Here is a 24948-nt window from a genome sequence, read left to right on the forward strand (position 1 = left end):
TCGTGATTAAATGAGCATTATTGACGAAATAAAAGATTCGTTCCGAAAAGGATCCACCCTGAGCAAGCTGATCTATCTCAATCTGGGGCTCTTTCTGGCAGTACAAATTGTCAGGATTGTACTTTTTTTGTCAAATGCTTATGAACTCTTTCCCGCTTTTCTGAACTACCTGGCCGTTCCTGCCAATCTGGAAGTACTTGCACACCGTCCATGGACCCTCGTTACCTACATGTTTCTGCATGTGGATTTTATTCATATTCTCTTTAACCTCTTGTGGTTATACTGGTTCGGCACCATCTTTATGCAGGAGCTCGGACTTAAGAAATTACTCAGCACCTACTTGCTGGGCGGACTGGCCGGAGGAATACTGTATGTGGTCTTCTATAATCTTTTCCCGGTCTTCGAGAGCGTAAGAGATGAATCCATCGCCCTGGGGGCTTCCGCTTCTGTGATGGCCGTGGTTGTTGCCACTGCCACCTACCAGCCTGAGCGCCGAATGCATCTTATACTGATTGGACCGGTAAAAATTATATACATCGCCCTGTTCATGTTTATTTTTACCTCCCTGGTTGACTTTTCAGTGAATACCGGAGGAAAGATTGCACATATTGGGGGCGCTTTAGCAGGATTCCTGTTTGCACATTATTACCGGAGAGGGAAGGACCTTACCAGGGGATTTGACCGGAGCATGGACAGAGTGGCCACCTGGTTTAAACCGGGCAGGGATAACCTGAAAGTCACTTATAAGCGTAGCGCTGATCAGAAGCCTCCGGCAGACGATCTTCTTTATAATAAACAAAAGGTGGAAGAGCAGAAAGAGATCGATAAGATCCTGGACAAGATCTCCAAGGCCGGGTACGACAGTCTCTCATCCAGAGAAAAAGAATTGCTCTTTAAAATGAGTGATAAGAAAAAGTCGTGAGTAAGTTTACTGACAAAGTCATTGTGATCCTGAATATCCTGGCTGCCATGGCCATGTTGCTGGCTTATCTGGCTCCTCTGGTAAACCCGGCCAGAGTGATGTTCCCCGCTCTCTTCGGACTGGCCTATCCCTATCTCCTGATCGTGCACCTGGCCTTTCTCTGTTTCTGGCTGATCAGGCTGAAAAGAGAGATTTTTATCTCAGTCGTAGTTATTTTTTTGGGATGGAACCACTTAAATAATCTTATTCCTCTTCATATAAGATCTTCTGAGATTCCTGTAAATGCTGATCAGGACCGGTTCTTCAAGGTTCTTTCCTACAACGTGCGGGGATTTGATATTTATCAATGGAGCAAAGATCCTGAAGCAAAGAAGGAGATTTTTGAATTTCTGCAGAAACAGGAAGCTCAGCTGGTTTGTTTCCAGGAATATTATACCTCATCAGAACCAGGACAGAGGGATAAGGATATTTCCGGACAGCTCAGTTCTCTTCCAAATCACGCCGTATACTATACGGGCGATCCTGCCAACAGGAAGGGATTCGGGATTGCTACTTACAGCAGCTATCCGATCATTAAGAAAAGCCGGATCCCGTTTTCCTCCTCCTTTAATGCAGCCATGTATACCGATATCCTGGTCCATTCGGATACCATCCGGGTCTTCAATATTCATTTACAGTCTATCAATTTCCAGCAGGATAACTATGCCTTTTTGGATACTGCCCGGCTTAAATACAACAATGAGCAGATGAACGAAATCCGCGCCATTGGTTCACGTTTAAAAACAGCATTCTCCATGCGGGCCGAACAGGCCCAGGTGATATCCAGCTATATCAGAGATTCCCCGCACCCGGTTATAGTCCTGGGTGATTTTAATGATACCCCCCAATCCTACGCCTACAGGAAGATCAGGAAAGGTCTGAACGATGCCTTCAGAAAATCGGGGCGTGGCTTTGGAAATACCTATTCGGGAGAACTCCCCTCTTTTCGAATCGACTACATCATGTATGGGCCTTCTTTTCTATCCTCCGATTTCAAAAGGATCAAGACCGACCATTCCGATCACTACCCCATCTCCACCCTGCTCTTTATGCAGGATGAATTGATCCCCTGATCACCTGAGGAAAATCGGACTGGAAAAAATGGTAAAGGAGAAACCTGGGTAAATCTATCACCCGGCCCGGGTACTGGTCCATGATCGCTCCATCGGAAGTGCAGATGGCATCGCTGTTCTCCTGTTTAAGTACCTGATCCGGTGAAGGTACTGTATGAGCATCTCCTTCAATTCCCATCTTCATCATCTCCATACAAAGCTCTGCGGACAGCCGTCCGCTATGAGATACCGGTTCGTCCAGGTAATGAATATAGGTGGCATCAGGCCACATTTTCAGCACTTCAAGCATCATGGATACCGATCTGGAAAACACGGATTTATTAATAATCCTGCCATGCATCTCCCCTGCATCCCGCAAGATTCCGTCATTGCTTAAAAACAATGGTCTGCCCAGCAGGTAGTTATTTATGGTGAAGAGGACATTGTAGGTATCTATCAGGACAAGATCCCCTTTTTTCACTATTCCCAATTTATTGCGTCGAAGCACGGCCTGTTCGGCTGGAACCACTCCCCTGTAAAGAATCTGACGCATATCGCGGGGCAACATGAATTTGTCGCCCACCAGTTTTAATGCACTTTTCTGCGGATATGCTTTTGAAAGGAGCCACAAATACTCCTCCGCTGCCTGAAATAGAAAATCCGGGAAGGTGCTGCTCATCATTCAAAATTACGATAAAACAGGTCATAAAGCTGATTAACAAGCGTATAGAGTTATTAACAAATCTTATAAGGCACAAATTCAGGGTTATAGGATTTTACTTATCTTTAATCATGAAGAACTAATACGCAATCATCATGAAGAACCTGATCGGAATTATTTTACTGGGATTGATGGTATCCTCCTGCAATTTATTTCAAAAACCATCCATGACTCAAGAACAGATTGATGAAATGCTTGCCGAAAATGAAGCGCTTAAAGCCCAGGCCAAAAGCAGCAAAGACCTGGCAGACCAACTTGCTCTTGCCAGAATGCAGGCAGATGAGGCCATGCTTAAACTGGCTGACTGTGAAGGAGGAAATTCGAAAGTTCATATCATCGTCGGTGCCTTCAAGACCTCTTCATACGCAGATGACTACGCAGTAAAAATGAAAGACCAGGGGTATGCGGGCCGAATTATTGCCGGCCCCTATAGTTTCAACCTGGTCACCTCCGGATCCTATAATTCGGTAAAAGCTGCTCTCCAGGATCTGAAGCCCGTTCGCGATAATGTGATCGAAACTGCCTGGATCTATATCGAATAAGCAAGCTTCGGAAAAGCTACAGTCGCCTCAGATTCCACTCAGGAATTAAGAGCCGCTCATAATAAAGAGGGGCTGAAATTCAAAACTTTTGAAGTGAGGTCTTAAACGATCTGTATTGTAATGCTTTTTCACATCCACCAGTTTCTTCGTGCTGGTTACCACATCGATGGGAGCGTTGTCGTAACGGCCATTTCTCAGGACAACCAGCCTTCCGTGAATTCCTTTTAATATCAGATCCAGTGCAAGATTTCCATACGCCATGGGAACAATGGAGTCTATCGCATCCGGATCCCCCCCGCGAACCAGGTAACCCAGGTGCTGGTTGATGATACTGATAGTTAGCCCATGATTAAATTTCGCCGACTTTTGTTTAATCAAATCGGCGACCGTGTTGCCAATTCCGCCCAGCTTTGCATGACCATAGGCATCTTTCTCCCCATTTTTAAACATCATCGTTTCCATCCCCTGGAAAGTGGCCCCCTCTGAAACAAGTACCACGGAATAGTTGCTGGGATTCTGAAAACGGTCCTCCACCAAAAGCTCGGTCAGGTGCTCGATATCAAACTGGTATTCGGGTATAACACAGCGATTTGCGGCACCTGCCATCGTCGGGATCATGGCCGTAAAACCGGCATACCTTCCAAATACCTCCAGGACCAGTATCCGTTCATGTGAACCGGCCGAGGTTCGTAAGGTATTGGTCATATTAATGGTGCGGGTAACGCAGGTGCTGAAGCCGATGCAATAGTCGGTGCCCGGAACATCATTATCCATGGTCTTGGGTATGGCAATGACCTTAAAGCCCTCTTTGTATAGGCGAACCCCGTAACTCAGCGTGTCATCGCCACCAATGGGTATCAGATAGTCAATGCCCAGATAGTCGAGGTTCTTCAGTACTTCCGGAGTCAGATCGTTGCTCTCTTTCTTATATTTATCCTTCAGATGAGAAGGCACTGACTCAAACTTTATCCTGCTGGGATTTACTCTGGATGTATGTAGAAAGGTACCACCGGTCCGACCTGCCTTGTTCACAATCTGCTCGGTCAGAACCATAAAGTGTTCACTGTTATCCGCATTCTTATCCCGGATGATCTCTGTAATGCCCGACCAGCCTTTTCGAAGTCCGATAACCTGGTATCCCTCCCGGAGGGCACGAATAGTAACCGCGCGAATAGCCGGATTTAAACCCGGTACATCACCACCCCCGGTTAGTATTCCAATGGTTCCTTTTTTCCTGTTCCCCTGCGCCATGATTTTTCTTTTAAAATTAAAAGATTAATTGATATAAATCAACGACACCGGCAGTGGGTACTACATATCCCAGTTAAGGATCTTCATAAAGTCATAGTCTTCAGGATTCTTCACATACTTTTTTGCAGCCCTGTAATCCTCTTTGATAATGTAATGCAGATTGTTCCTGAAGATTACCTGCACAGATTCGGATTCAATATTCACCAGTCGGGGCTTCACCTTGCCATTTTCATCCTCTACATCTTTGAGGTAGAGCGGGGTAATATTGCCTCCGCGGTCAATAGTGGTCATGCAGCCTGTTTCTCCCTTTTCAAAAAGGCTGTAAACACCCAAACCCAGCCTGGTGGCATAGGAAAGGTCATAGGCAATGGGCCTGCAACAGCGCAGTTCGTACCCGATCTCTTCAGGCCGGCTTTTCACGGTAATCCTCAAACCTTTAAGATGTTGCTGGGTAAGCATATTAAAAATGTGTGATTTACTTACATTCCCGAGCTCGGGATGACCATGCTCGTCGTAAGTGAAGTTAACGCCGGTCGCAATAATTTCCTCGTCACTCATAAAATGGAAAACACCCTCGCTGATCATGGCCACCCCATAATCGATACCCAGGATTCTGCGCTTAACCATGGAAGAAATCACCATCCTGGTAATCTTATCAAAGGTCATCTTGGTCTTATTGAACATCTCGGGGATGATAATCATGGGGTAGTGACAGGCGGTTCCGATTCCGAATGCCAGGTGCCCGGCTTCACGTCCCATCGCACTGACCACAAACCAGTTTCCACTGGTGCGGGCATCCTCATAAATGGTCGTGGATAGACGCACCCCCTCTTCCTTGGCAGAATGGTATCCAAAAGTAGGCGTCCCCTCCGGCAGCGGCAGGTCATTATCTATGGTCTTGGGTACATGAATGTTTTTCACGTCCATTTTCTGTTTGGCCAGGAACTTGGCCAGGCGGTTGGCGGTTGAAGCCGTATCATCTCCCCCGATGGTCACCAGAAGCTTTACATTGTTCTTTTTAAAGAAATCCACTTTAAACTCATCATCCTTCGGTTTATACCGGCTCATTTTCAAGGCAGAGCCTCCCCTGCTGTAAATCTGATCGGCATATTCAAAATCGAGATATTCAAAAGAAGGTTCCTCGGAAAACAGACTTTTATACCCTCCGTTTATTCCAAGTACATTGTATCCATTCTTATTAAATATCTTAGTCACAGAACTGATGACAGTGTTGATTCCGGGTGCAGGTCCGCCTGCGCAAAGTATAGCAACAGCTTCTTTCATGATAACAATTTGTAATTGAATTATAGGATTAACTGATTAACTGGAAAATTGCGCCGTGAAATTAAGCAAAATTGAAATGAATTCCAGTAAAGAAATGATCTAAATTACTCCCTAATTATTCTTAATTTTGCCTGAATTTCAGTTGGCCTATGAGCAGCTTATCAAGTCTTTCGGAGCGGATAAATGACTTTTTCCTGGTGAAGTGGGTCCGGTGGTTTTTGGTAGCCCTGCTAAGCACTCCTGTAAAAATTTACCAGTGGATCATTTCTCCGGCACTTCCAAAAACCTGCCGGTACTATCCCACCTGTTCCGAGTATGCCCTCGAAGCCCTGAAAATTCATGGCCCCGTAAAGGGGCTGATTCTGGGAACAAAAAGAATCCTGAGTTGTCATCCATGGGGTGGTCACGGACATGATCCTGTGCCGCCCAAAGGCACTTCGCTTTTTAAAATATTTAAACCGGGTAATCCATGAAAAAACTGCTTCTTTTCCTATCGGGATTCTTACTGCTCTCCTCCTGCCGGACGGGAGTTGAATCCACGGACAAACCTGTGATAAGCGTCAGCATCATTCCTCAGCAATTTTTTATTGAACAGCTGGCCGGAAACCTGGTGGAAGTAAATGTAATGATACCTTCCGGGGCCAGTCCCGCCACTTACGAGCCCACTGTATCACAACTTGAGAAACTGGATGGATCCTCCCTGTATATGCGCATTGGATATGTGGGTTTTGAACAAAGCTGGATGGATAAGATCAAAAGCGTTGATCCGGGAATGAAAATTGTCGATCTTTCGAAGGGAGTAGAGATCATCCTGGAGGAAGAAGAGCAAGAAATTGAAGAGGCCGGGGAACACCACGAGCATTCACATCACGGTCCGGATCCTCATATCTGGATGTCAGTCATCAATGCCGGAATAATTGCGGACAATATTCTTGAAGAGCTTCAACTGCTCCTCCCCGATAAAAAGGAATATCTTCAGGCCAGGCATGATCAATTCGGCCTCTATCTGGATACGCTTCACGCATCAATCACGGGCCAGCTTGAAGGTGTTGAAAACAGGGCATTCATGATTTATCATCCGGCACTCACCTATTTTGCAAGAGATTACGGGCTGGAACAACTCTCCCTCGAAAAAGAGGGAAAATCGCCCTCACCGGCCCATCTGAAACAAATGACTGATCTGGCCCGGGTTAAAAATATCAGGAAAATACTGATACAAAGCCAGTTTGACCGTAAAAATGCCGAGATTCTTTCCCGTGAAACGGGAGCTCATATTGTTCAGTTTGATCCACTCTCTCTGCATTGGGGTGAACAAATGCTTTATATTGCAGAACAGCTTAATTCCCCGGCTCCATGAGCAATCTGCTTATAGAGATTAAAAATATGGATGTTGCTTATCAGAAGCAGCTGGTCCTCTCCAATGTCAGTTTATCTGTGTTCGAACACGATTTTATTGGAATCATCGGTCCGAACGGTGGCGGCAAAACCTCCCTGCTTAAGGCCATCCTGGGTCTTATTAAACCAGTAAAGGGAGAAGTAAATCTTTTATTGAACAGATCTGAGATCGGGTACCTCCCACAGGGAAGCCAGGTGGATGAAAGCTTCCCCATTACTGTAAAAGAGGTGATCGCTTCCGGATTGGAACACGGATTGAAAGTGAGACCGGGCACAGCCAGGAGAAGGCGAGACAAAGTGGATCAGGCGCTGGAAACTGTGGGACTTGAGAAATTGCGGTCACGCGCCATAGGAGAATTGTCCGGCGGAGAACTCCAGCGCACCATGCTGGCCAGAGCCATTATCTCTTCCCCCGGCTTACTGGTTCTTGATGAACCTGACACCCACGTGGACAATCAATTTGAAACGGAGCTGTATGCCCTTTTAAAAGAGTTGAACAAAACCATGACCATCATGCTGGTCTCGCATGATATCGGTACGATTTCTCCCTATATCAAAACCATTGCCTGTGTAAACCGCGATCTGCATTACCATCCCTCCAATGAGATCAGTGAAGAACAGCTGAAGGTATATAATTGTCCCATCGAAATCATCGCCCATGGCCCTGTCCCCCACCGGGTCATAAAAGAGCACATTCATAAATAACATGGAACTGCTGGAACTGCTCAAATATGGATTCATTCAACATGCAGTGCTGGCAGCTCTGCTCATGTCTGTCAGCTGCGGTATCATAGGTACATACATCGTATCAAGACGGATGGTTTTTATCAGCGGTGGTATTACCCATGCTTCCTTTGGCGGGGTGGGAATTGGGTATTACCTCGGGTTCTCCCCGCTGGCCGGAGCTGCTGCTGTGGCCATACTGGCTGCCTTAACAACCGAGAACCTTACCCGGCGCAAAGTGATGCGAAACGATTCCATTATTGCCATCCTCTGGTCTCTGGGCATGGCCATCGGTATAATCTTTGTATATCTGGCACCGGGATACGCGCCCAATCTGATGAGTTACCTCTTTGGCAGCATTATCACGGTAACCAATACCGATCTCTGGCTGATGCTGGCACTGGCATTGGCTGTTACCACGGTAAGCATACTCTTCTACCGGCCCATCTTATACGTCGCATTTGATGAGCAGTTCGCACGGATTCGGGGGATCCCGGTTATGTTTATCAACTATCTGCTAATTATCCTGACGGCTCTGACCATTGTTTTAAGTATCCGCACAGCCGGAATCATCCTGGTACTCTCTGTGCTAACCATCCCCCAGAATATATCAAACCTGTTTACCCGGCGCTTCAGTCACATCATGATCGGATCAGTGATACTGGGGTTTTTCGCCTCCCTCCTGGGGCTGATCCTCTCTTATTACATGGATATTCCTTCGGGGGCTACCATTATATTTACCCTTGTGATCTTATATCTGCTGGCCCGCCTGATTAAAGTTGCTATTTTTGGAAGATGAAATTAAAAGAGACCATTGAGGCCGCCTGGAATGAGCGGGAGCTCCTTAAGGATATGGACGTTCAGAGAGCCATTCATGAGGTTATCGACCAACTGGACACCGGCATCTTAAGGGTTGCCTATCAGGAGTCGGGGAGCTGGATAGTAAATGACTGGGTCAAAAAGGCTGTCATCCTTTATTTTCCCATAAGAAAGATGGAAACCATAGAGGTTCCTCCCTTTGAGTTCCACGATAAGATCCCCTTAAAAAGCGGCTATAAATCGAAGGGGGTTCGTGTGGTGCCCCACGCCATTGCCAGATATGGAGCCTATATCTCAAGAGGGGTTATCATGATGCCTTCCTACGTGAATATAGGGGCTTATGTGGACGAAGGTACCATGGTCGATACCTGGGCTACCGTTGGATCCTGTGCTCAAATCGGAAAAAATGTTCATCTAAGCGGCGGCGTTGGGATAGGTGGTGTCCTTGAGCCGGTACAGGCAGCCCCGGTTATTATAGAGGATAACTGTTTCATCGGCTCCAGGAGTATTGTCGTTGAAGGGGTGCGGGTGGAATCTGAAGCAGTTCTTGGCGCCAACGTGGTCATTACCAAATCTACCCGGATCATTGATGTCACCGGAAAAGAGCCTGTGGAGATACGGGGAGTCGTTCCGGCCCGCTCAGTGGTAATACCAGGATCCTACACCAAAAGCTTCCCGGCTGGTGACTTCCAGGTAGCCTGCGCTCTGATCATCGGGACCCGGAAACCATCCACGGACCTGAAAACCTCCCTGAATGATGCCCTCAGGGAATACAATGTAGCAGTGTAATGCGGATCGGATTTGATGCAAAGCGAGCCTTTAACAACTACAGCGGGCTGGGTAACTACAGCAGGTATATCATATCCAATTTCTGTCGTTTCTACCCGGAGAATGAATGCTTTCTTTACACCCCGTATATAGCCGATGCGGCGCTCTTTAACAAACCGAAGGGAACTTCCGTCCGCATGCCTGAACATGGAATCTGGAAAGGATCAGGATCCTTATGGCGCAGTTTCAGACTAAGCCACAGATTAAGCAAGGATGCCATTGATCTTTACCATGGCCTTAGCAATGAATTACCTGCAGGTATTCACAAAAGCCGGGTTAAATCTATAATCACTATTCACGATCTGATATTCCTGGAACACCCTGAACTATACCAGACCCTGAGCCGGAAAATATACGAAAGGAAAGCCCGGTACGGCACCCGTGCGGCCAGCAGAATTATCGCTGCCAGTGAACAAACCAAACAGGATATAGTCCGTTTGCTGCATGTGGACGAATCCAGAATCAGTGTGGTATACCAGGGCTGCCACAGGCAGTTTTACAGCCGGGTAAGCGAGCAATCCATGCGGTATACACGCAAGCAGTTCGCCCTGCCGGCCAGATATCTGCTATATGTGGGCACTATTGAAAAGCGGAAAAATCTTCTGAAAATTATAGAGGCCCTTCACCAGGGGAATATTGATTTCCCTCTGGTCGTGGTGGGAAGAAAGACCTCCTATTTCAACCTCGTTAAACAATATATGGAGCGAAACGGCCTGTCAAATATTTACTTTCTGGACCAGGTTCAGGCTTCTGACCTTCCTGCGATATACCAGGGTTCCTCGGGTTTCATATATCCTTCATCCTATGAAGGTTTTGGGATCCCGGTGCTCGAAGCGCTGAATTCGGGAGTTCCGGTTATAACCACCAGAGGGGGATGCCTGGAAGAAACAGCTGGGAAAGGGGGCTTGCTTATTGACCCCGAGAATCAGGAAGAAATGATCCATGCCATCAGGCAAGTACTTGAGAAAAGCTCCCTGCGTGACCGCCTGGTCCGGGAAGGTGGGGCCCATGCCCTCAAATTCAGAGAAGAGCAGACCATCCCGGCACTCTACAACCTTTATCTGGAGAGTTTACATGATTGATAACGAAGTACAAAGGGCCGGCGATATTATTCTTTCAGGCGGGGTCATTCTCTATCCTACTGATACCATCTGGGGCATTGGTTGTGATGCACGCAACCGGGAAAGTATCCGCAGGATATACCAGATTAAGCAACGGGCAGATAGCAAAAGTATGCTGGTTCTGGTGGATGATATCTCCATGCTGGAAGAATACCTGGCTGGCATTCCCCTCCGGGCACTCCGGATTCTCGAAGAGGCAAAAAAACCAACCACCATTATTTACCCCGGGTCGCGGCATCTTGCAGATAACCTGTTAGCCCCTGACGGGTCCGTTGGTATCCGGATCACCAGCGATCCATTTTGCCTGAAACTTATAGAAAAAACGGGCTTGCCTATTGTATCCACATCGGCCAACCTCTCAGGCGATCCTTCACCAGCCGTGTTTCACCAGATCAAATCTTCGATCCGCGAACAGGTCGACCATATAGTTAACTGGCGTCAGAATGAGAACACGCCTTCACAACCTTCGGCCATCATCAAATTGGAAGAGGATGGCAGCATCACCACGATTCGGGACTGATACCTCACGCAAAACGGGCTGCCTGTTTCCAGACAGCCCGCAGGTGGTTGTATAAACAACCGCTCCTGTATCCCCTCCTCTTTGAGCAGGGGTGCTCCGAATCTTTAAAGCGCTACTGTTTTACCAGAGCCGGATGAGACGCTGTGTACCTTTGGATCCCCGTGATAATATACCTTACCACTGCCGGAAATCTTCACATCAAGCTCCTCCCGGGCAGTAATCCTGACGGATCCTGATCCGCTGATGCCCGCCGAGAACTCATTCACCCGAAATCTTTACATCGACCTCATCGGTTTCCAGACTCTCAAATAGAATTCCGCCACTTTCCGACATGGCCAGTTCCATCTCATCTGCAGTGATTGGCTCCCCGGATTCAAAATGAGCGGATCCCGAAATCTTCACTGCCTCCAACTCTTTGGATGTTATATAGAGAGTCACCTTGGAGTGCCTGCTCCCCCAGCTGTCGTACTTCACCTGCAGGAAACCGTCTTTCACTTCGGTTCGAAGTTCATCCACATCTTTGGCATCACCTTCAATCCTTATTTCATGAGTATTGCCGGGCAGGTAAAAAACATCGGCACTAACGGCAATGCCAATTCCATCGAAGGCTTCAAGCTTACACACTTCCTCTTTGGGAAGGTCAGGCATTAAGAAACTGTTTAATACCAGCAGGGTCAAAACTGCAAGCATGGGAACCAGTATTTTTTTCATCATTGTCTGTTTTAGTTATGGAACATATAACTCAAAGACGCCGGCAAAAATGAAATGTTACAGGGTGGTCAGACCTTCCGGTAAAATAAACTGAATGGATCGTTCCCGGATATTGATCTGCTCGATAAAATCCATGACAGCGGGAACCAGTAATTCCCTGTTTTCAGATTGAATAACGAACACCGGATTCATGGGATGTGGCAGATAATCGCTTATAAGTCCCAGAGGGCCACTCTTTATGTCTGAGGCTGCGAATCCAATAAGGCCGGCCAGTTCTCCCTCTCCCCTTTTTACAGAATCAGATTGACTGCCGGTCTCAAAAAAAATGGAAGATCCCGATACTTCCCTGGCTGCTTCCAGGGTATCAATAAATTCAAACTTAATTATGGCCTGTTCTTTTGATAGCAGTTCCACTTCCTTCACAAAAAATGGAACCCGCTGTCCATCGATCTCAATGAACAGCGGGTTATCAGGTTTAATGTCATTCCATACCAGGGGTTCAAGAATGATGACTAACTCTCCCTTGAGTCCGTATGGCTTGGATATTTTCCCTGCCTTTGCTCCATCCGGAACCAACATCTTCTGAATTATTAGTCCTCGTTTTTAGGTTCCTCAGCCTGGGGCTCCTCAGCAGGAGTTTCCTCAGCCTGGGGCTCCTCAGCAGGAGTTTCCTCAGCGGGAGTTTCCTCAGCGGGAGTTTCCTCAGCCTGGGGCTCCTCAGCGGGAGTTTCCTCAGCCTGGGGCTCCTCAGCAGGAGTTTCCTCAGCGGGAGTTTCCTCAGCCTTGGGCTCCTCAGCAGGAGTTTCCTCAGCCTTGGGCTCCTCAGCAGGAGTTTCCTCAGCAACAGGTCTTACTTCTTCGACGGCGGCCTCAGCTGCAGGTTCCGCCTGCCCGCCAGCTTCCTCACTCAGCTCTTCTGCAGGTGCTTCAGCGGGTGCTTTTGCAGCCTCTTCAGCAACAATGAGTTCAGAACGCTTTTTGGCAATTTCAGCAGCTCTGGCTTCCTTGATTTTTGTTTCCTCCTCAAAACGATTCTTATCGAGACTCACTTTGACGGACTTAATCTGATCCTTTTTAGCCAGGATTTTTTGTTCCTTTTCAGTCATCCATGCCTGGAACCTTTTTTCAGCCTCAGCTTCATCAAAAGCTCCTTTTCTAACACCATCCAACAGGTGTTTCTTGTACAATACTCCTTTGTAGGATAAGATAGCTCTACATGTATCCGTAGGTTGAGCGCCTTTCTGCAGCCATTCTAAGGCTTTGTTGAAATCCAAAACAATGGTAGCAGGATTGGAATTGGGATTATACTGACCCAACGATTCAATAAATTTACCATCACGTGGCGCCCTGCTATCAGCAACTACAATAGAGTAGATCGCCTGAAATTTGCGACCCTGTCTTTGTAATCTGATCTTTGCTGGCATACTCTTTTTTAATTTTAATTGTTAAAAACCTACAATTTTAGCGACCGCAAAGGTAGCATTAATCACATAATATGCAAAGATTCTAAAGGATTATCACCGGGGGAGGCGCAAGCCCGGCTAAAAGGTTCAGGACTTAACGAATAATAATTTTCTTCGTAAGCAAGGTCTTACCCCACTCTATCCGGATAAAATAGATGCCGGAACCGGGGCTTTCCAAATCCACGGTGGCCGATACAGATGTTTCAACAATCACCAGGTCCTCGGTAATATTTTCTACCAGTTTCCCGGTAATATCATACACCTTTGCATGGATCTTCTCCATCCCACTGTATTCAAAGGTCAACTGAAACCGCCCGTCGGATGGATTCGGAAAAACCTTTATTTCAACAGGGGCCATCTCAACTCCTGCAGGCCTTTCATCCGCGATCACAGCCGAATAAGAAAAAAGATGCCGGGAAACAAAGATAGTACCCATCAAAATTCCCATTAACAGTATGGTGGATTTTTTCATGCCTTAAAGATAACAAAAATCCTGCCAATAAATTATTAACATGGCCGTAGAGTGGGGGTATTTCTCCTAACTTTACTTTCTATGTTTTTAATATTCGATACAGAGACTACCGGGCTTCCAAAAAGAGATAATGCTCCTATAGATGAGGTAGATAACTGGCCAAGAGTCGTGCAGATTGCCTGGCAGTTGCATCACGAAGAGGGGGAGCTTTACGAGCATCATAACCTGCTGATCCGGCCCGATGGATTTGAAATCCCCTATTCTGCTGAAAAAATCCATGGCATTTCAACCGGGACAGCAAGAAAGTTCGGATTACCTCTTGCTGAAGCTTTGCAGAAGTTCAATGAATCAGTGGTAAAATCAACCTTTCTGGTGGGGCACAATATCCGTTTCGATATCAATGCACTGGGTGCTGAATTTATCAGAAGCGGAGTGGCAACAGATTTCCTGCAAAAGCAGCAGGTATGTACCATGCGCTCAAGCACCGGTTATTTGAAGCTTCCTGGCGGAAGGGGAGGGAAATTCAAGCCGCCTAAACTGATGGAGCTCTATGAATCCCTGTTTGATGAGAAATTCATGGAGGCACACAATGCGGCAGCCGATGTGGAAGCAACCACCCGCTGCTTTTTTGAATTACTGCGAAAAAAGATCATCACCCCTGAATCCCTTGGACTTGATCCGGAAACGTATAGCCGTTTTATCTCAAAAAACCAGGGGAAGGTGGGCCCCTATGGGCTGACTCACAGATCCAACTGGGATGAAAAGGATGAAGAAAAAGCCGATGCAGAAGAGCTCTCCATGGAAAGTTCCCCTGAAGAACCGGAGGAAGGATTCTGCCATCTGCATGTACATACCCAGTATTCGATTCTGGACGGAGCTGCCAGTATTCCTGAGCTTTTAAAAAAAGCTGTCGATGATGGCATGCGCGCAGTAGCCATTACCGATCACGGGAATATGTTCGGGGCCAAAGAGTTTCATATGGAAGCTGTCCGGAGAGGGATCAAGCCCATACTGGGGTGCGAAGCCTATATGGCCGGCAGGGAGAGGCATTCAAAAAAGGATAAAAACCAGGACGGGACGGCCCATGTGGTTTTGCTGGCCAAAAATTACAAAGGTTACCAGAACCTGATTACCATGATCTCCCTGGGATGGACCGAGGGGTTTTATTACAAACCCCGCATCGATCGCGAACTCCTGGAGAGGTACCATGAAGGTGTTATCTGTCTGTCGGCCTGTCTGGGAGGAGAAATCCCACAGGCCATTATGCACAGAACCGTGGAGGAGGCTGAAAAGATTGCACTGGAATACCAGAGAATCTTCGGAGAAGATTTCTACCTGGAGCTGATGCGGCACCGCACGGACGATCCCGGGATGAATAAACTGGTTTTTGATGACCAGGTGTTCGTAAACCGGACCTTACTGAAAATCGGAAGTTCACTTGGTATCAAATGTGTAGCCAGTAACGATGTCCATTTTGTGGATATGGAAGATGCTGAAGCGCATGACCATCTGATCTGCCTGAATACCGGCAAGGACCTGGATGATCCTACCAGGATTCGCTACACCAGACAGGAATGGTTCAAGACCCAGACAGAGATGAGAGAAGTCTTCGCAGACCTTCCCGCCGTTCTGAATAATACCATGGAGCTTGCCGACAAGGTTGAGCTTTATGACTTGAATAAAAATCCGGTGATGCCCTATTTCCCGCTCCCGGATGGGTTCAGTAATGAAGATGAATATCTGAAACATATCACCTACGAAGGGGCCTCCGGGCGCTACAAGGAGATTAGCGGTGAAATTAGGGAACGGATCGATTTTGAATTGAGTACCATTCAGCGAATGGGCTTCCCCGGCTACTTTCTGATTGTTCAGGATTTTATTGCTGCCGCCCGAAATATGGGTGTTTCCGTAGGGCCCGGACGGGGATCGGCTGCTGGATCGGCTGTAGCCTACTGCCTGGGAATTACCGATATTGATCCCATCCGTTACGACCTGCTGTTTGAAAGGTTTCTGAATCCCGACAGAGTCTCCATGCCCGATATTGATATCGATTTTGATGAAGACGGCCGTGAAGATGTGCTTAAATGGGTGGTGAATAAGTATGGTCACGACAGGGTAGCCCATATCATAACCTTTGGAACTATGGCTGCCAGAATGGCCATTCGCGATGTGGCCAGGATCCAGAAGCTCCCCCTTCCGGAAGCCGACCGGCTTGCCAAGATGGTGCCTGACCGGCCCGGGACGACCTTTGCAAAAGCTTTCGAAGAGGTTTCTGATCTTAAAGCCGAACGTAACTCACCCAATCCGCTTATATCCAATACACTTCGCATTGCCCAGCGCCTGGAAGGGTCGGTCCGGCAAACAGGACTGCATGCCTGTGGAGTGATCATAGGCAGGAACAGACTGACCGACCATCTGCCAGTGTGTAAGTTTAAAGATTCGGAACTCCTGGTCACTCAGTTTGATGGGCACTATGTGGAGGATGTAGGAATGCTTAAGATGGACTTCCTTGGACTCAAAACCCTGTCAATTATTAAAGATGCTGTGGCCAACATTGAAGCTTCCAGGGGAATTGAGGTGGATATCGATCACCTGCCCATGGACGATCAGCGTACCTTTGAACTCTACTCCAGGGGAGACACCACGGGGCTGTTCCAGTTCGAATCACCAGGTATGAAAAAATACCTGAAAGATCTCAGACCCAATCGTTTTGAGGACCTGATTGCCATGAATGCACTCTACCGGCCTGGTCCCATGGAGTATATTCCCTCCTTTATTGACCGGAAGCACGGAAAGAAAAAAATTGAATATGACCTTCCGGAAATGGAAGAGTATCTTAAAGATACCTACGGGATCACGGTTTACCAGGAGCAGGTCATGCTGCTTTCCAGAAAGCTTGCCGGGTTTACCCGGGGAGAGGCTGATTCTCTCCGGAAAGCCATGGGCAAGAAGATCAAGAAGATGATGGACGAGCTGAAGGTGAAATTTGTGGAAGGGTGCACGAAGAACGGGTTTTCGAAACAGAAGATCGAGAAGATATGGAGCGATTGGCAGGCATTTGCTCAGTATGCCTTCAATAAATCGCACTCTACCTGCTACGCCTATGTATCTTACCAGACCGGCTATCTGAAAGCCAATTACCCGGCAGAATTTATGGCGGCTGTGCTAAGCAGGAACATTACTGACATTAAAAAGATCGGTCAATTTATGGACGAGTGCCGCAGGATGGGAATCTCCGTGCTTGGGCCTGATGTCAATGAAAGTAATGTGAGGTTCACCGTTAATGATAAGGGGGATATCCGTTTTGGAATGGGAGCCATCAAAGGTGTCGGAGAGAATGCCGTTAAAAGCATCATCGAGGAGAGGACCAGGAACGGCCCTTTCAGGGATATTTATGATTTTGTGGAACGAAACGACCTCCACCAGTTGAACAGGAAAAATTTTGAAGGACTGGCTATTGCCGGAGCGCTGGACTGTTTTGAGAATATATCCCGGAGCCAGTACCTGGATACCCTGGAAGAAGAGGACAGCACCTTTATCGAGCAGCTGATTAAGTATGGGAATAAGATCCAGTACGAAAGAGATACTCCCCAGCAAAACCTTTTCGGGGAAAGCAGCGCCATTGCCATTTCCAGGCCCGAACCTCCCGAAGTAAACAGGTGGGAAAATATTACCACCTGCAAACACGAAAAGGAGCTCCTGGGTTTTTACCTGACCTCCCATCCCCTGGACAGGTTCAAGTTGGAAATAGATGCCTTTTGTCCGAACAAACTGGAAGAACTGAGCGACCTGCAGCAATTAAAAGGCCGGGATATAGTCTTCTGCGGTATGGTAAAGAGTGTCCGGGACGGAGTGGACCAATGGCGCAATAAGCCCTATATGCTGGCGCAACTCGAAGATTATACCGACACCTACAACCTGAGGCTGAAAAATAACGATTACGTCAATTTTAAACAGTATTTCCTTCCCGATGTGGCTTTGATGATCCGTGCAGGCGTCAACGAATGGAGCCCCCGGGAAGAACCCGCTAAAAAAGTCTATTCTCTGAAACTGAAAATGGTTTACATGCTCGCTGACGTTCGTGATAAACTGGTCAAATCGGTCGACATATCGCTTGACATTAACCAGATCACGGATGAGCTTATTGATTCTTTTGAACGATATACGGTCAATGAAAAAGGGAAAATCCTGAAATTCCGGATTTTTGATCCTGAAAGTAATATGCATCTGAATCTCTTCTCACGAAACAAACAGGTGCAACTGAACGATGAATTTGTAAACTATCTCAAGGAAAATCCGGGATTTGAATTCCGGCTTGCGTAACTGATTTTTTTTATATTTTTGAACGATATTTATTTATAACAATCTTTAGATATGGCATTAGAAGCGACCGATGGTAATTTCAATGAACTGGTACTGAACTCCGATAAACCTGTAATAGTAGACTTCTGGGCTGAATGGTGCGGCCCCTGCCGTATGGTGGGCCCCATTGTGGAAGAGGTAGGCGTGGATTACGAAGGTAAAGCGGTTGTAGCCAAAGTTGACGTAGACAGCAATCCAGGCATAACTGCAAAATATGGTATCAGGAATATCCCGACCATACTTTTCTTTAAAAATGGAGAAGTTGCTGATAAGCAGGTGGGAGCCGTACCCAAAAGTACAATCGTAGCTAAGCTTGAACCTCTTCTTTAAATTTTACTGCTAATACTCTTTCGGTATAAAGAAGAAGGTGCCGTTTTCGTCTTCCAATCCGGCTATCTTTCCAAACTGCGGGCTTTGTCTGTTTATATTTTCCACTGCTGAACGAACCTTCAACACAATGTTCTCAATGGGGACACATGCCCCCGGGTTGTTAATCAGCATATTGGCAAAGGTCCTGGTAAATTGACTATCGTCCACCGCCTGCTCATAACCGGCCGAGGAAAACACCTGCGACGATTTAAACCTGGTAGAAGTCCAGTCGTCACAACTTCTTTCCTGGATCCCGGAACGCATGGCCTGGTAAAAGCCGGGGCCCGATTCACAGGCATCCGTGATCACCAGTGTATGGGTGAGAAAGTCGGGATAAACCTGCATGGCTGCTTTTAATGCATTTGTATTGTAAAAGCTGAATTCATCATCCCTGGAAGCATCCACAGGTATCCAGTAGCCACTTCCGTTCACATACTTTCCGTGCCCGGCATACCAGATTAGTAAAGAGTTCACCCGGTTGCTTCTGATCATATCCCTCAGCTCGATAGAGAAGAACTTTGAAAGCTCTGCCTTAGACATGTTCTTCTTATGGATCACATTGTGAATTTGATAATTTGCCAGAGCAGATCGCATCAGAGTAACGTCATTTCCAGGTCCGGTCAGGCTGCTAAAGGACTCATAGTCGGAGTTTTCAATAAAGATGGCCCAGGTCTTCCCCATGGGATTGGAATCAAAGGACTGGGCATCCCGGTTCAGTGAGTATTTTATCCTGGATCTGTTTCCGAACTCATCTTCCACATGGACAGTGATACTGCTCTTATTTCTTACATTTAAGGTAGCCGTGAAATTGGGATTCAGATCACTGGGAATATAACTTGCGATCACGCTGTCAATATAGATGGAGCTTATCTTACTCTCATCCTCAATTTTCCCCTCTACATAGATCATGGGATCATTGTTATCCAGATAGAGAATATTGCTTTCGGACCCATAGGGTGCAATCATCCGGACGACCGGGGGATCAATTTCGGTCCGCCTGATCGGAAAAATGGCGGTTTCCGTATTATCATAGATATCCGAAACCTGCACAGTAAGCTGGTTCGTATTGGAAAGGTCTACGCTGGCCAGAAACCTGCATCCCTCTCCGGTCTTTTGTACCGGAACATTAAAGCCATTGACCTGAAGCGATTGAATGTCGCTCTCATCTGCAATGCCTCCGCTAAGATTCAAAACGGCCACCTCCCTGGAAACATGAATGATATTGGCCTCATTGGACTGAGGATCGATCAGGGTCACCACAGGCTTGTTCTCCTCCCGGTTTAACTCAAACATCCGCCGGGTGGCCTCTTCATGCAAACTCCGGGTATCCCCGTCATCACCGGACATGGCCAGAATTTTATTATAGTCAGCCAGGGCGTTCTCATAATCCCTGATCTTTTCATAGGCCACCGCCCTCTTATAATATACTTCCGCATTCTTCGGATCCAGTTCTATGGCTTTCGAATAATCGATAATGGCATAACCGGCCTGATTCATATGGCTGGCAATATCCCCCCTGAACAGGAAGATCAATGGCTCATCGCTGAAGTGTACCGAGGCCATGGAGAGGGTCTCGCTCGCCTTTAAATACTCGCCCTGTTCCGAATAAACCTGGCTCTGAAGCAAGATCCCTTCCAGGTGCCTTGGCTCCATCTGCAGGACCTGCGTCACTTCATTCCCGGCCGCCTCGAATTTTCCACGTTGATACAGCAAACGCGCAAATAAGAAATGCGTGTCGACCACCCTTCTGTTCTTTTGTATGGAATAACGATAGGCCTCCTCGGCTTCATTATACATCTCCAGGTGTTCATATATCCGGGCCAGGCTAAAATAGGCCTTGTCATCCTCTTTCATTTTCAGGCACTTTTTTCCATCGTCCAGCGCCTTTTCATACTGCCTGAGCACAACATAGACATCCCGTCTCACCTGGTAGGCTTCCAGAAAATTATTCTTCAGATTGATGGCCGAAGAGAGTCGTATCAGCGCACGGGGGTTATCCCCGTACTGATGCCACTCCTTGCCTGAAAAATAGTAAAGCTCAGCCTCTTTCTCATTAAAGGCCAGAGCACGATCATAATCCTCTGCTGCCTGCCTGTGATCACCAGTTCTCGAATAAGCGGTGGCCCTTAGTATATAGGCCTTATCATAGTCAGGATCCAGCTCTATGGCTTTAGTGAACTGGATAATGGCATCCGTATAATTATTTGCCCTTGCAAAATCTTCCCCGGCTTTAAAATACTGCCTGGCAGATTGTGCCTGAACTGCTGCAGTAATAATTAAGAGCAGCAAAATCCAGGAAAATATTCGCATCTTACATAATTTGAACATGACTGACTATATTTTTAAACACTTCGAGCTTCGTATCTCCAATTCTGAAAGTTTCATCGGGTTTCTCATCAATTTCAGGCGCCTTTACCCCCTGGGTAAAGCACATTTTTCCGGTTAAGACCCTGGCCTCATCCCACAATCCGGATTTCAAAAAAGAGGCATGCAATTTTGCCCCCCCCTCCACAAAAACGGAAACAATCTGTCGATCGAACAGCTCCTCCATCATATCCACCAACTGATAAGAAGGATCGGCATGAACCGTCTGAATTTTTTCGGAATAATTATGCCCGATTCCTGTAAATACAATGGTATCTTGCGAGCCATCGAGAATATGGGCATTCTCCGGAAGCCGTCCGTTCCTGTCGAGCGTAAGCCGGATTGGATTCTCCCCGGACCACCGTCGTACCGTAAGACTGGGATTATCCGTTAAAATCGTATTGGTTCCCACCATGATAGCCGACTCTTCACTTCTCCATTTATGCACCAGGGTCCGGCTCACATCATTGCTGATCCACCTGGGTCCTTCCTGATCGCCCGGCTCCCGCTCAAGATCAATAAAACCATCGGCCGTCTGTGCCCATTTCAGAATCACATAGGGCCTCCGGTAATTGACATAATGAAAGAACCTCCGGTTCAGATGCTTCCCCTCCTCCTCCAGGCACCCCAGCTCAACTTCTGTACCGGCCTTCTCCAGGAACTCTATTCCCTTACCATTCACACTGGGGAATGGATCCAGATTGGACAATACCACCCTTTTTATTCCTTTTTGCTGAAGAAGTATGGAACAGGGAGGCGTCTTGCCATAGTGGGAGCAAGGTTCCAGGTTGCAATAGAGTGTCGATTCCGGGAGCAGGGAAGGATCCTTTACACTGCGAATGGCATTTACCTCGGCATGAGGACCCCCGAATTCATGATGATAACCCTCTCCGATGATGCGATCATGGTGAACAAGGACGGCCCCGACAAGCGGATTTGCCTTTGTCATTCCCAATCCCTTACGCGCCAGCTCAAAACACCGGCGCATATATATTTTATCTCTTTCGCTTATCAAGACTATGGCTTTATTACTATTTTTGAAGTTATGCTCCAAAATTGTGCCACACTGAAACAAATCAGGTTCTACCTGCTGGAGGAACTGCGGCAAATATACGATGAAAATGAATCCGATTCTATAGCCCGCTTAATTCTGGAGCATGTTGGATATCAGCTTTCTGAAACTCTTCTGGATCCTGATCACCGGCCGGCTCTTCCCGTTTATGAACAAATCAATGCTTTTGTGACTGAAATACATACCGGTAAACCCATTCAGTATATCCTGGGAGAAAGTTATTTCTGCGATCTGAAAATTAAAGTAAATGAAGATGTTTTGATTCCCAGGCCTGAAACGGAAGAGCTGGTGGATATCATTAAAAAACAGATTCAGAATCCGGTTCAGAGGATCATCGATCTGGGGACCGGTTCAGGCTGTATGGCTCTGGCGCTGAAACAGCATTTCCGCGAGGCGGAAGTCTGGGGTGTGGATATTAGCAAAAGAGCCCTTTCTGTAGCCAGAGAGAATGGCAGGAGCAATCAGTTGCTGATACACTGGCAGGCCATGGACCTGTTGAGCGGGAAGCCTGAAGCGCCGGTAGAAGCCTTTGACCTGGTTGTCAGTAATCCGCCCTATGTATTGAACAGTGAACGGGAAGTCATGGCCCGCCGTGTGAAGGACTTCGAACCCGGAACTGCACTGTTTGTACCTGATGAAGATCCACTCATATATTACAGAGCCATTGCCTTATTTTGCCAGTCGCGCCTGGCTGATAGCGGCGATTTATGGGTGGAGATCAATGAACAGCTGGGACATAAGACCGCCGGTCTCTTTCTTAAGGAGGGATTCCGCAACGTCGTGATCCACAAGGATATTCACAAAAAGGAACGATACATCCATGCCAGGAGATAAAGCTATGGAATATAAAGCAGCCCTTCAGCGTGCTGCCGCACTTTGCAGCCGCCAGGAACAGTGCAGCAGCCAGATCAGGGAGAAACTGAAAAACTGGAAAGTCACCCGGGAAGATGCCGACCGGATTCTGGACTTGTTGAAGAAAGAAAACTTCCTGGATGACCAGAGGTATGCCACCCATTATGTAAGTGACAAGTTCCGGTTTAACGGCTGGGGGAAAATCAAGCTTTCGGCCATGCTGAGTCAAAAAGGGATCTCCAAAGATGTCATCGAAGAAGCAATGAATCAGATAGATCCCGAGCTTTACAAACAGGCCTGTGCCCGCCTGATTAGGGAAAAATCTGCCTCACTCAGGGAGAGCAATCCTTATAAAAAGAAAGGGAAATTATTCCGGTACGCCGCACAACGCGGATTCGAATCAGATCTGATTCACCAGATTCTTTCTTATATTTGACGAAAGTTTCTAAGGATGATAACAAACGACCAGATCAGAGATCTCAGCAGGCGCCTGGATGCGTTAAGGAGGCATCTTTGACGTGGATGGGAAAACCATTCAGATAGAAGAGGAGGAACAAAGAACACAGGATCCGGAGTTCTGGAACGATCCCAAATCTGCAGAGGAACAACTTCGGAAAATTGCCAGGCTTAAAAGCTGGGCAGAGGGCTACCAGGAGGTAAAAACGGCCGTGGATGATTTGAAGGTCCTGGCTGAATTTCTGGAGGCAGGTGAGTCTTCTGATGAAGAAGTCCGGCTCCAATATAAGGAAGCTCTCTCGCTTGCAGAAGCACTGGAATCAAAAAACATGCTCCGCAATGAAGAGGACAGCCTGGGAGCTATCCTGAAGATCAATTCCGGGGCAGGCGGAACGGAAAGTCAGGACTGGGCCGAGATGCTGATGCGCATGTACCTCAGGTATGGCGAGAAGCACCATTATAAAGTCAGGGAGCTGCATATGGTTCAGGGCGATGAAGCGGGAATCAAATCCGTGACTCTGGAAGTAAGCGGTGACTATGCCTACGGATTTCTGAAAAGCGAGTCCGGAGTACATCGGCTGGTACGCCTCTCTCCCTTTGATTCCAACAACCGCCGTCATACCTCATTTGCCTCTGTATTTGTGACTCCGGTAATCGACGAGTCCATCGTAATTGTGGTGAATCCTGCGGATATTGAATGGGATACTTTCCGTTCGGGAGGCGCCGGCGGACAAAATGTAAACAAAGTGGAAACCGGGGTAAGGGTCCGTCACCTGCCCACCGGAATTACAGTGGACAATACGGAAAACCGGTCCCAGTTAAAAAACAGAGAGAATGCTATGCGCATCCTTAAGTCACATCTCTACGAAATAGAGTTGCAGAAAAAAAGGGAAAAACAGGCTGCGGTGGAAGGGAGTAAAATGAAGATCGAATGGGGATCGCAGATCCGCAACTATGTCCTTCATCCTTACAAACTGGTAAAGGACCTCCGCACCAATTATGAAACAAGCAATGTCCAATCGGTCCTGGACGGTGACCTGGACGACTTTATCAAAGCCTTTTTAATGGAGTTTGGAGGAAAGTAAGTTCCCTTTAGGTAAATATGATCTGGGTGTTCTCCCCTCCACACAGGCCATAAAAATCTCCTATAGTCAGGACATCCTTCACCTCTTCATGAAGATCCTTTTTCTCAAGCTTGAACATATCCATGGCCAGTTTGCAGGCATAAAGTTCTCCACCACCTGCAGTGATCATTTCAAGGAACTCGTCCACCGGAGGAATATCGAGCTTGTACATCTGGCTTTTCATCATGGCCGATACTCCGGCCTCTACTCCGGGAAGCATTCCCAGAATGGTCGGGAACGGCAATCCGCCGGGAGCTCTCATGGCGGGATTTCCCACGGTGGCTGTTTTGATCCTGCCCATCTGCTTTTTGGTAATGGCATCCAGGCCAAAGAAGGTAAAAAACACCTTGGTCTCAATTCCTTCCATCACGGCGCCATTGGCCATGACCAGGGTGGCATATACATCTTCGATGGTGCCCTTGGCACATATGATGCATACTTTTTTTAAGGGACTCTCTTTTGTTTCAGACATAGTTTTCTGTTTTT

Annotated in this window: 23 protein-coding genes and 2 pseudogenes; 15 read left to right on the forward strand and 10 right to left on the reverse strand. The window is 47.2% G+C overall.

The features are described 5' to 3' along the window. The first annotated feature begins 10 nt into the window (after window positions 1-10). Complete coding sequence (locus tag P1P86_05000) at window positions 11-922, forward strand: rhomboid family intramembrane serine protease (GenBank protein ID MDF1574532.1); 912 nt, start codon at window positions 11-13, stop codon at window positions 920-922. Continuing rightward, window positions 919-2034 carry an endonuclease/exonuclease/phosphatase family protein gene (locus tag P1P86_05005; GenBank protein MDF1574533.1) on the forward strand — a complete coding sequence of 372 codons (1116 nt, stop codon included), beginning with the start codon at window positions 919-921 and terminating at the stop codon, window positions 2032-2034. Before P1P86_05000 ends, P1P86_05005 begins: the two co-directional genes overlap by 4 nt. Here P1P86_05005 and P1P86_05010 read toward each other — a convergent pair. Beyond that, window positions 2009-2692, reverse strand: coding sequence for a DUF434 domain-containing protein (locus P1P86_05010; GenBank protein MDF1574534.1), 684 nt, complete (start codon window positions 2690-2692; stop codon window positions 2009-2011). The genes P1P86_05005 and P1P86_05010 overlap by 26 nt on opposite strands. A gap of 137 nt (window positions 2693-2829) precedes the next feature. On the opposite strand from P1P86_05010, the gene P1P86_05015 reads away from it, so the two are divergent. Then, a complete protein-coding gene (locus P1P86_05015) occupies window positions 2830-3276 on the forward strand; it encodes an SPOR domain-containing protein (protein ID MDF1574535.1) in 447 nt (148 codons plus the stop codon). A 45-nt stretch (window positions 3277-3321) separates the two neighbouring features. On the opposite strand, the gene P1P86_05020 is transcribed toward P1P86_05015, so the two are convergent. Continuing rightward, a complete protein-coding gene (locus tag P1P86_05020) occupies window positions 3322-4527 on the reverse strand; it encodes an ATP-dependent 6-phosphofructokinase (GenBank protein MDF1574536.1) in 1206 nt (401 codons plus the stop codon). A gap of 60 nt (window positions 4528-4587) precedes the next feature. Continuing rightward, entirely contained in the window at window positions 4588-5811 is a 1224-nt protein-coding gene (locus tag P1P86_05025; protein MDF1574537.1) for a 6-phosphofructokinase, read from the reverse strand. A gap of 149 nt (window positions 5812-5960) precedes the next feature. On the opposite strand from P1P86_05025, the gene yidD reads away from it, so the two are divergent. Genes yidD through P1P86_05060 form a run of 7 tightly spaced genes read left to right on the forward strand, consistent with a single transcriptional unit; the run spans window position 5961 to window position 11217 of the window. Further along, window positions 5961-6284 carry a membrane protein insertion efficiency factor YidD gene (gene yidD / locus P1P86_05030; GenBank protein MDF1574538.1) on the forward strand — a complete coding sequence of 108 codons (324 nt, stop codon included), beginning with the start codon at window positions 5961-5963 and terminating at the stop codon, window positions 6282-6284. Next, complete coding sequence (locus P1P86_05035) at window positions 6281-7168, forward strand: zinc ABC transporter substrate-binding protein (protein ID MDF1574539.1); 888 nt, start codon at window positions 6281-6283, stop codon at window positions 7166-7168. Before yidD ends, P1P86_05035 begins: the two co-directional genes overlap by 4 nt. After that, window positions 7165-7911: an ATP-binding cassette domain-containing protein gene (locus tag P1P86_05040; protein ID MDF1574540.1), complete on the forward strand. Its 747-nt coding sequence runs from the start codon at window positions 7165-7167 to the stop codon at window positions 7909-7911. The genes P1P86_05035 and P1P86_05040 overlap by 4 nt, the downstream gene beginning before the upstream one ends. Window positions 7912-7921: 10 nt before the next feature. Further along, window positions 7922-8728 (forward strand): metal ABC transporter permease, encoded by an 807-nt coding sequence (locus P1P86_05045; GenBank protein MDF1574541.1) that lies wholly within the window; start codon window positions 7922-7924, stop codon window positions 8726-8728. Continuing rightward, a complete protein-coding gene (locus tag P1P86_05050; GenBank protein ID MDF1574542.1) occupies window positions 8725-9537 on the forward strand; it encodes a 2,3,4,5-tetrahydropyridine-2,6-dicarboxylate N-succinyltransferase in 813 nt (270 codons plus the stop codon). Before P1P86_05045 ends, P1P86_05050 begins: the two co-directional genes overlap by 4 nt. After that, complete coding sequence (locus tag P1P86_05055) at window positions 9537-10658, forward strand: glycosyltransferase family 1 protein (protein MDF1574543.1); 1122 nt, start codon at window positions 9537-9539, stop codon at window positions 10656-10658. The genes P1P86_05050 and P1P86_05055 overlap by 1 nt, the downstream gene beginning before the upstream one ends. Next, complete coding sequence (locus tag P1P86_05060) at window positions 10651-11217, forward strand: L-threonylcarbamoyladenylate synthase (GenBank protein MDF1574544.1); 567 nt, start codon at window positions 10651-10653, stop codon at window positions 11215-11217. Before P1P86_05055 ends, P1P86_05060 begins: the two co-directional genes overlap by 8 nt. Window positions 11218-11321: 104 nt before the next feature. On the opposite strand, the pseudogene P1P86_05065 reads toward P1P86_05060, so the two are convergent. From P1P86_05065 to P1P86_05080, 4 genes and pseudogenes are all read right to left on the reverse strand, one after another. Then, window positions 11322-11865 (reverse strand): annotated as a pseudogene (locus P1P86_05065) (DUF2807 domain-containing protein). A 120-nt stretch (window positions 11866-11985) separates the two neighbouring features. Further along, window positions 11986-12507 carry a ribosome maturation factor RimM gene (rimM, locus tag P1P86_05070; GenBank protein ID MDF1574545.1) on the reverse strand — a complete coding sequence of 174 codons (522 nt, stop codon included), beginning with the start codon at window positions 12505-12507 and terminating at the stop codon, window positions 11986-11988. A 278-nt stretch (window positions 12508-12785) separates the two neighbouring features. Next, a pseudogene (locus tag P1P86_05075) lies at window positions 12786-13352 on the reverse strand (30S ribosomal protein S16). A gap of 133 nt (window positions 13353-13485) precedes the next feature. Then, complete coding sequence (locus P1P86_05080) at window positions 13486-13863, reverse strand: T9SS type A sorting domain-containing protein (GenBank protein ID MDF1574546.1); 378 nt, start codon at window positions 13861-13863, stop codon at window positions 13486-13488. An 81-nt stretch (window positions 13864-13944) separates the two neighbouring features. Between P1P86_05080 and dnaE the strand changes: the two genes are divergently transcribed. Together dnaE and trxA are read left to right on the forward strand one after the other, a co-directional pair. Next, window positions 13945-18186 carry a DNA polymerase III subunit alpha gene (gene dnaE, locus P1P86_05085; protein ID MDF1574547.1) on the forward strand — a complete coding sequence of 1414 codons (4242 nt, stop codon included), beginning with the start codon at window positions 13945-13947 and terminating at the stop codon, window positions 18184-18186. A gap of 51 nt (window positions 18187-18237) precedes the next feature. Next, window positions 18238-18555, forward strand: a complete 318-nt coding sequence (gene trxA, locus P1P86_05090; GenBank protein MDF1574548.1) for a thioredoxin — start codon at window positions 18238-18240, stop codon at window positions 18553-18555. Window positions 18556-18564: 9 nt separating this feature from the next. On the opposite strand, the gene P1P86_05095 is transcribed toward trxA, so the two are convergent. Continuing rightward, window positions 18565-20904, reverse strand: coding sequence for a tetratricopeptide repeat protein (locus tag P1P86_05095; protein MDF1574549.1), 2340 nt, complete (start codon window positions 20902-20904; stop codon window positions 18565-18567). Between the two features lies 1 nt (window position 20905). Next, window positions 20906-21973: a bifunctional diaminohydroxyphosphoribosylaminopyrimidine deaminase/5-amino-6-(5-phosphoribosylamino)uracil reductase RibD gene (gene ribD, locus P1P86_05100; protein ID MDF1574550.1), complete on the reverse strand. Its 1068-nt coding sequence runs from the start codon at window positions 21971-21973 to the stop codon at window positions 20906-20908. A 30-nt stretch (window positions 21974-22003) separates the two neighbouring features. On the opposite strand from ribD, the gene prmC reads away from it, so the two are divergent. From prmC to prfB, 3 genes are all read left to right on the forward strand, one after another. Next, window positions 22004-22864, forward strand: a complete 861-nt coding sequence (gene prmC, locus P1P86_05105; GenBank protein ID MDF1574551.1) for a peptide chain release factor N(5)-glutamine methyltransferase — start codon at window positions 22004-22006, stop codon at window positions 22862-22864. 4 nt (window positions 22865-22868) lie between these two features. Next, a complete protein-coding gene (locus P1P86_05110) occupies window positions 22869-23318 on the forward strand; it encodes a regulatory protein RecX (protein MDF1574552.1) in 450 nt (149 codons plus the stop codon). Window positions 23319-23333: 15 nt separating this feature from the next. Then, a protein-coding gene (prfB, locus tag P1P86_05115) for a peptide chain release factor 2 (GenBank protein MDF1574553.1) occupies window positions 23334-24423 on the forward strand; the annotation gives its coding sequence in 2 pieces (ribosomal slippage) (window positions 23334-23387 and window positions 23389-24423; 1089 coding nt in all). 7 nt (window positions 24424-24430) lie between these two features. On the opposite strand, the gene P1P86_05120 is transcribed toward prfB, so the two are convergent. After that, complete coding sequence (locus P1P86_05120; GenBank protein ID MDF1574554.1) at window positions 24431-24934, reverse strand: DsrE/DsrF/DrsH-like family protein; 504 nt, start codon at window positions 24932-24934, stop codon at window positions 24431-24433. Window positions 24935-24948 lie beyond the last annotated feature (14 nt).

The sequence above is a fragment of the Bacteroidales bacterium genome (genome assembly GCA_029210725.1).
GTDB lineage: Bacteria > Bacteroidota > Bacteroidia > Bacteroidales.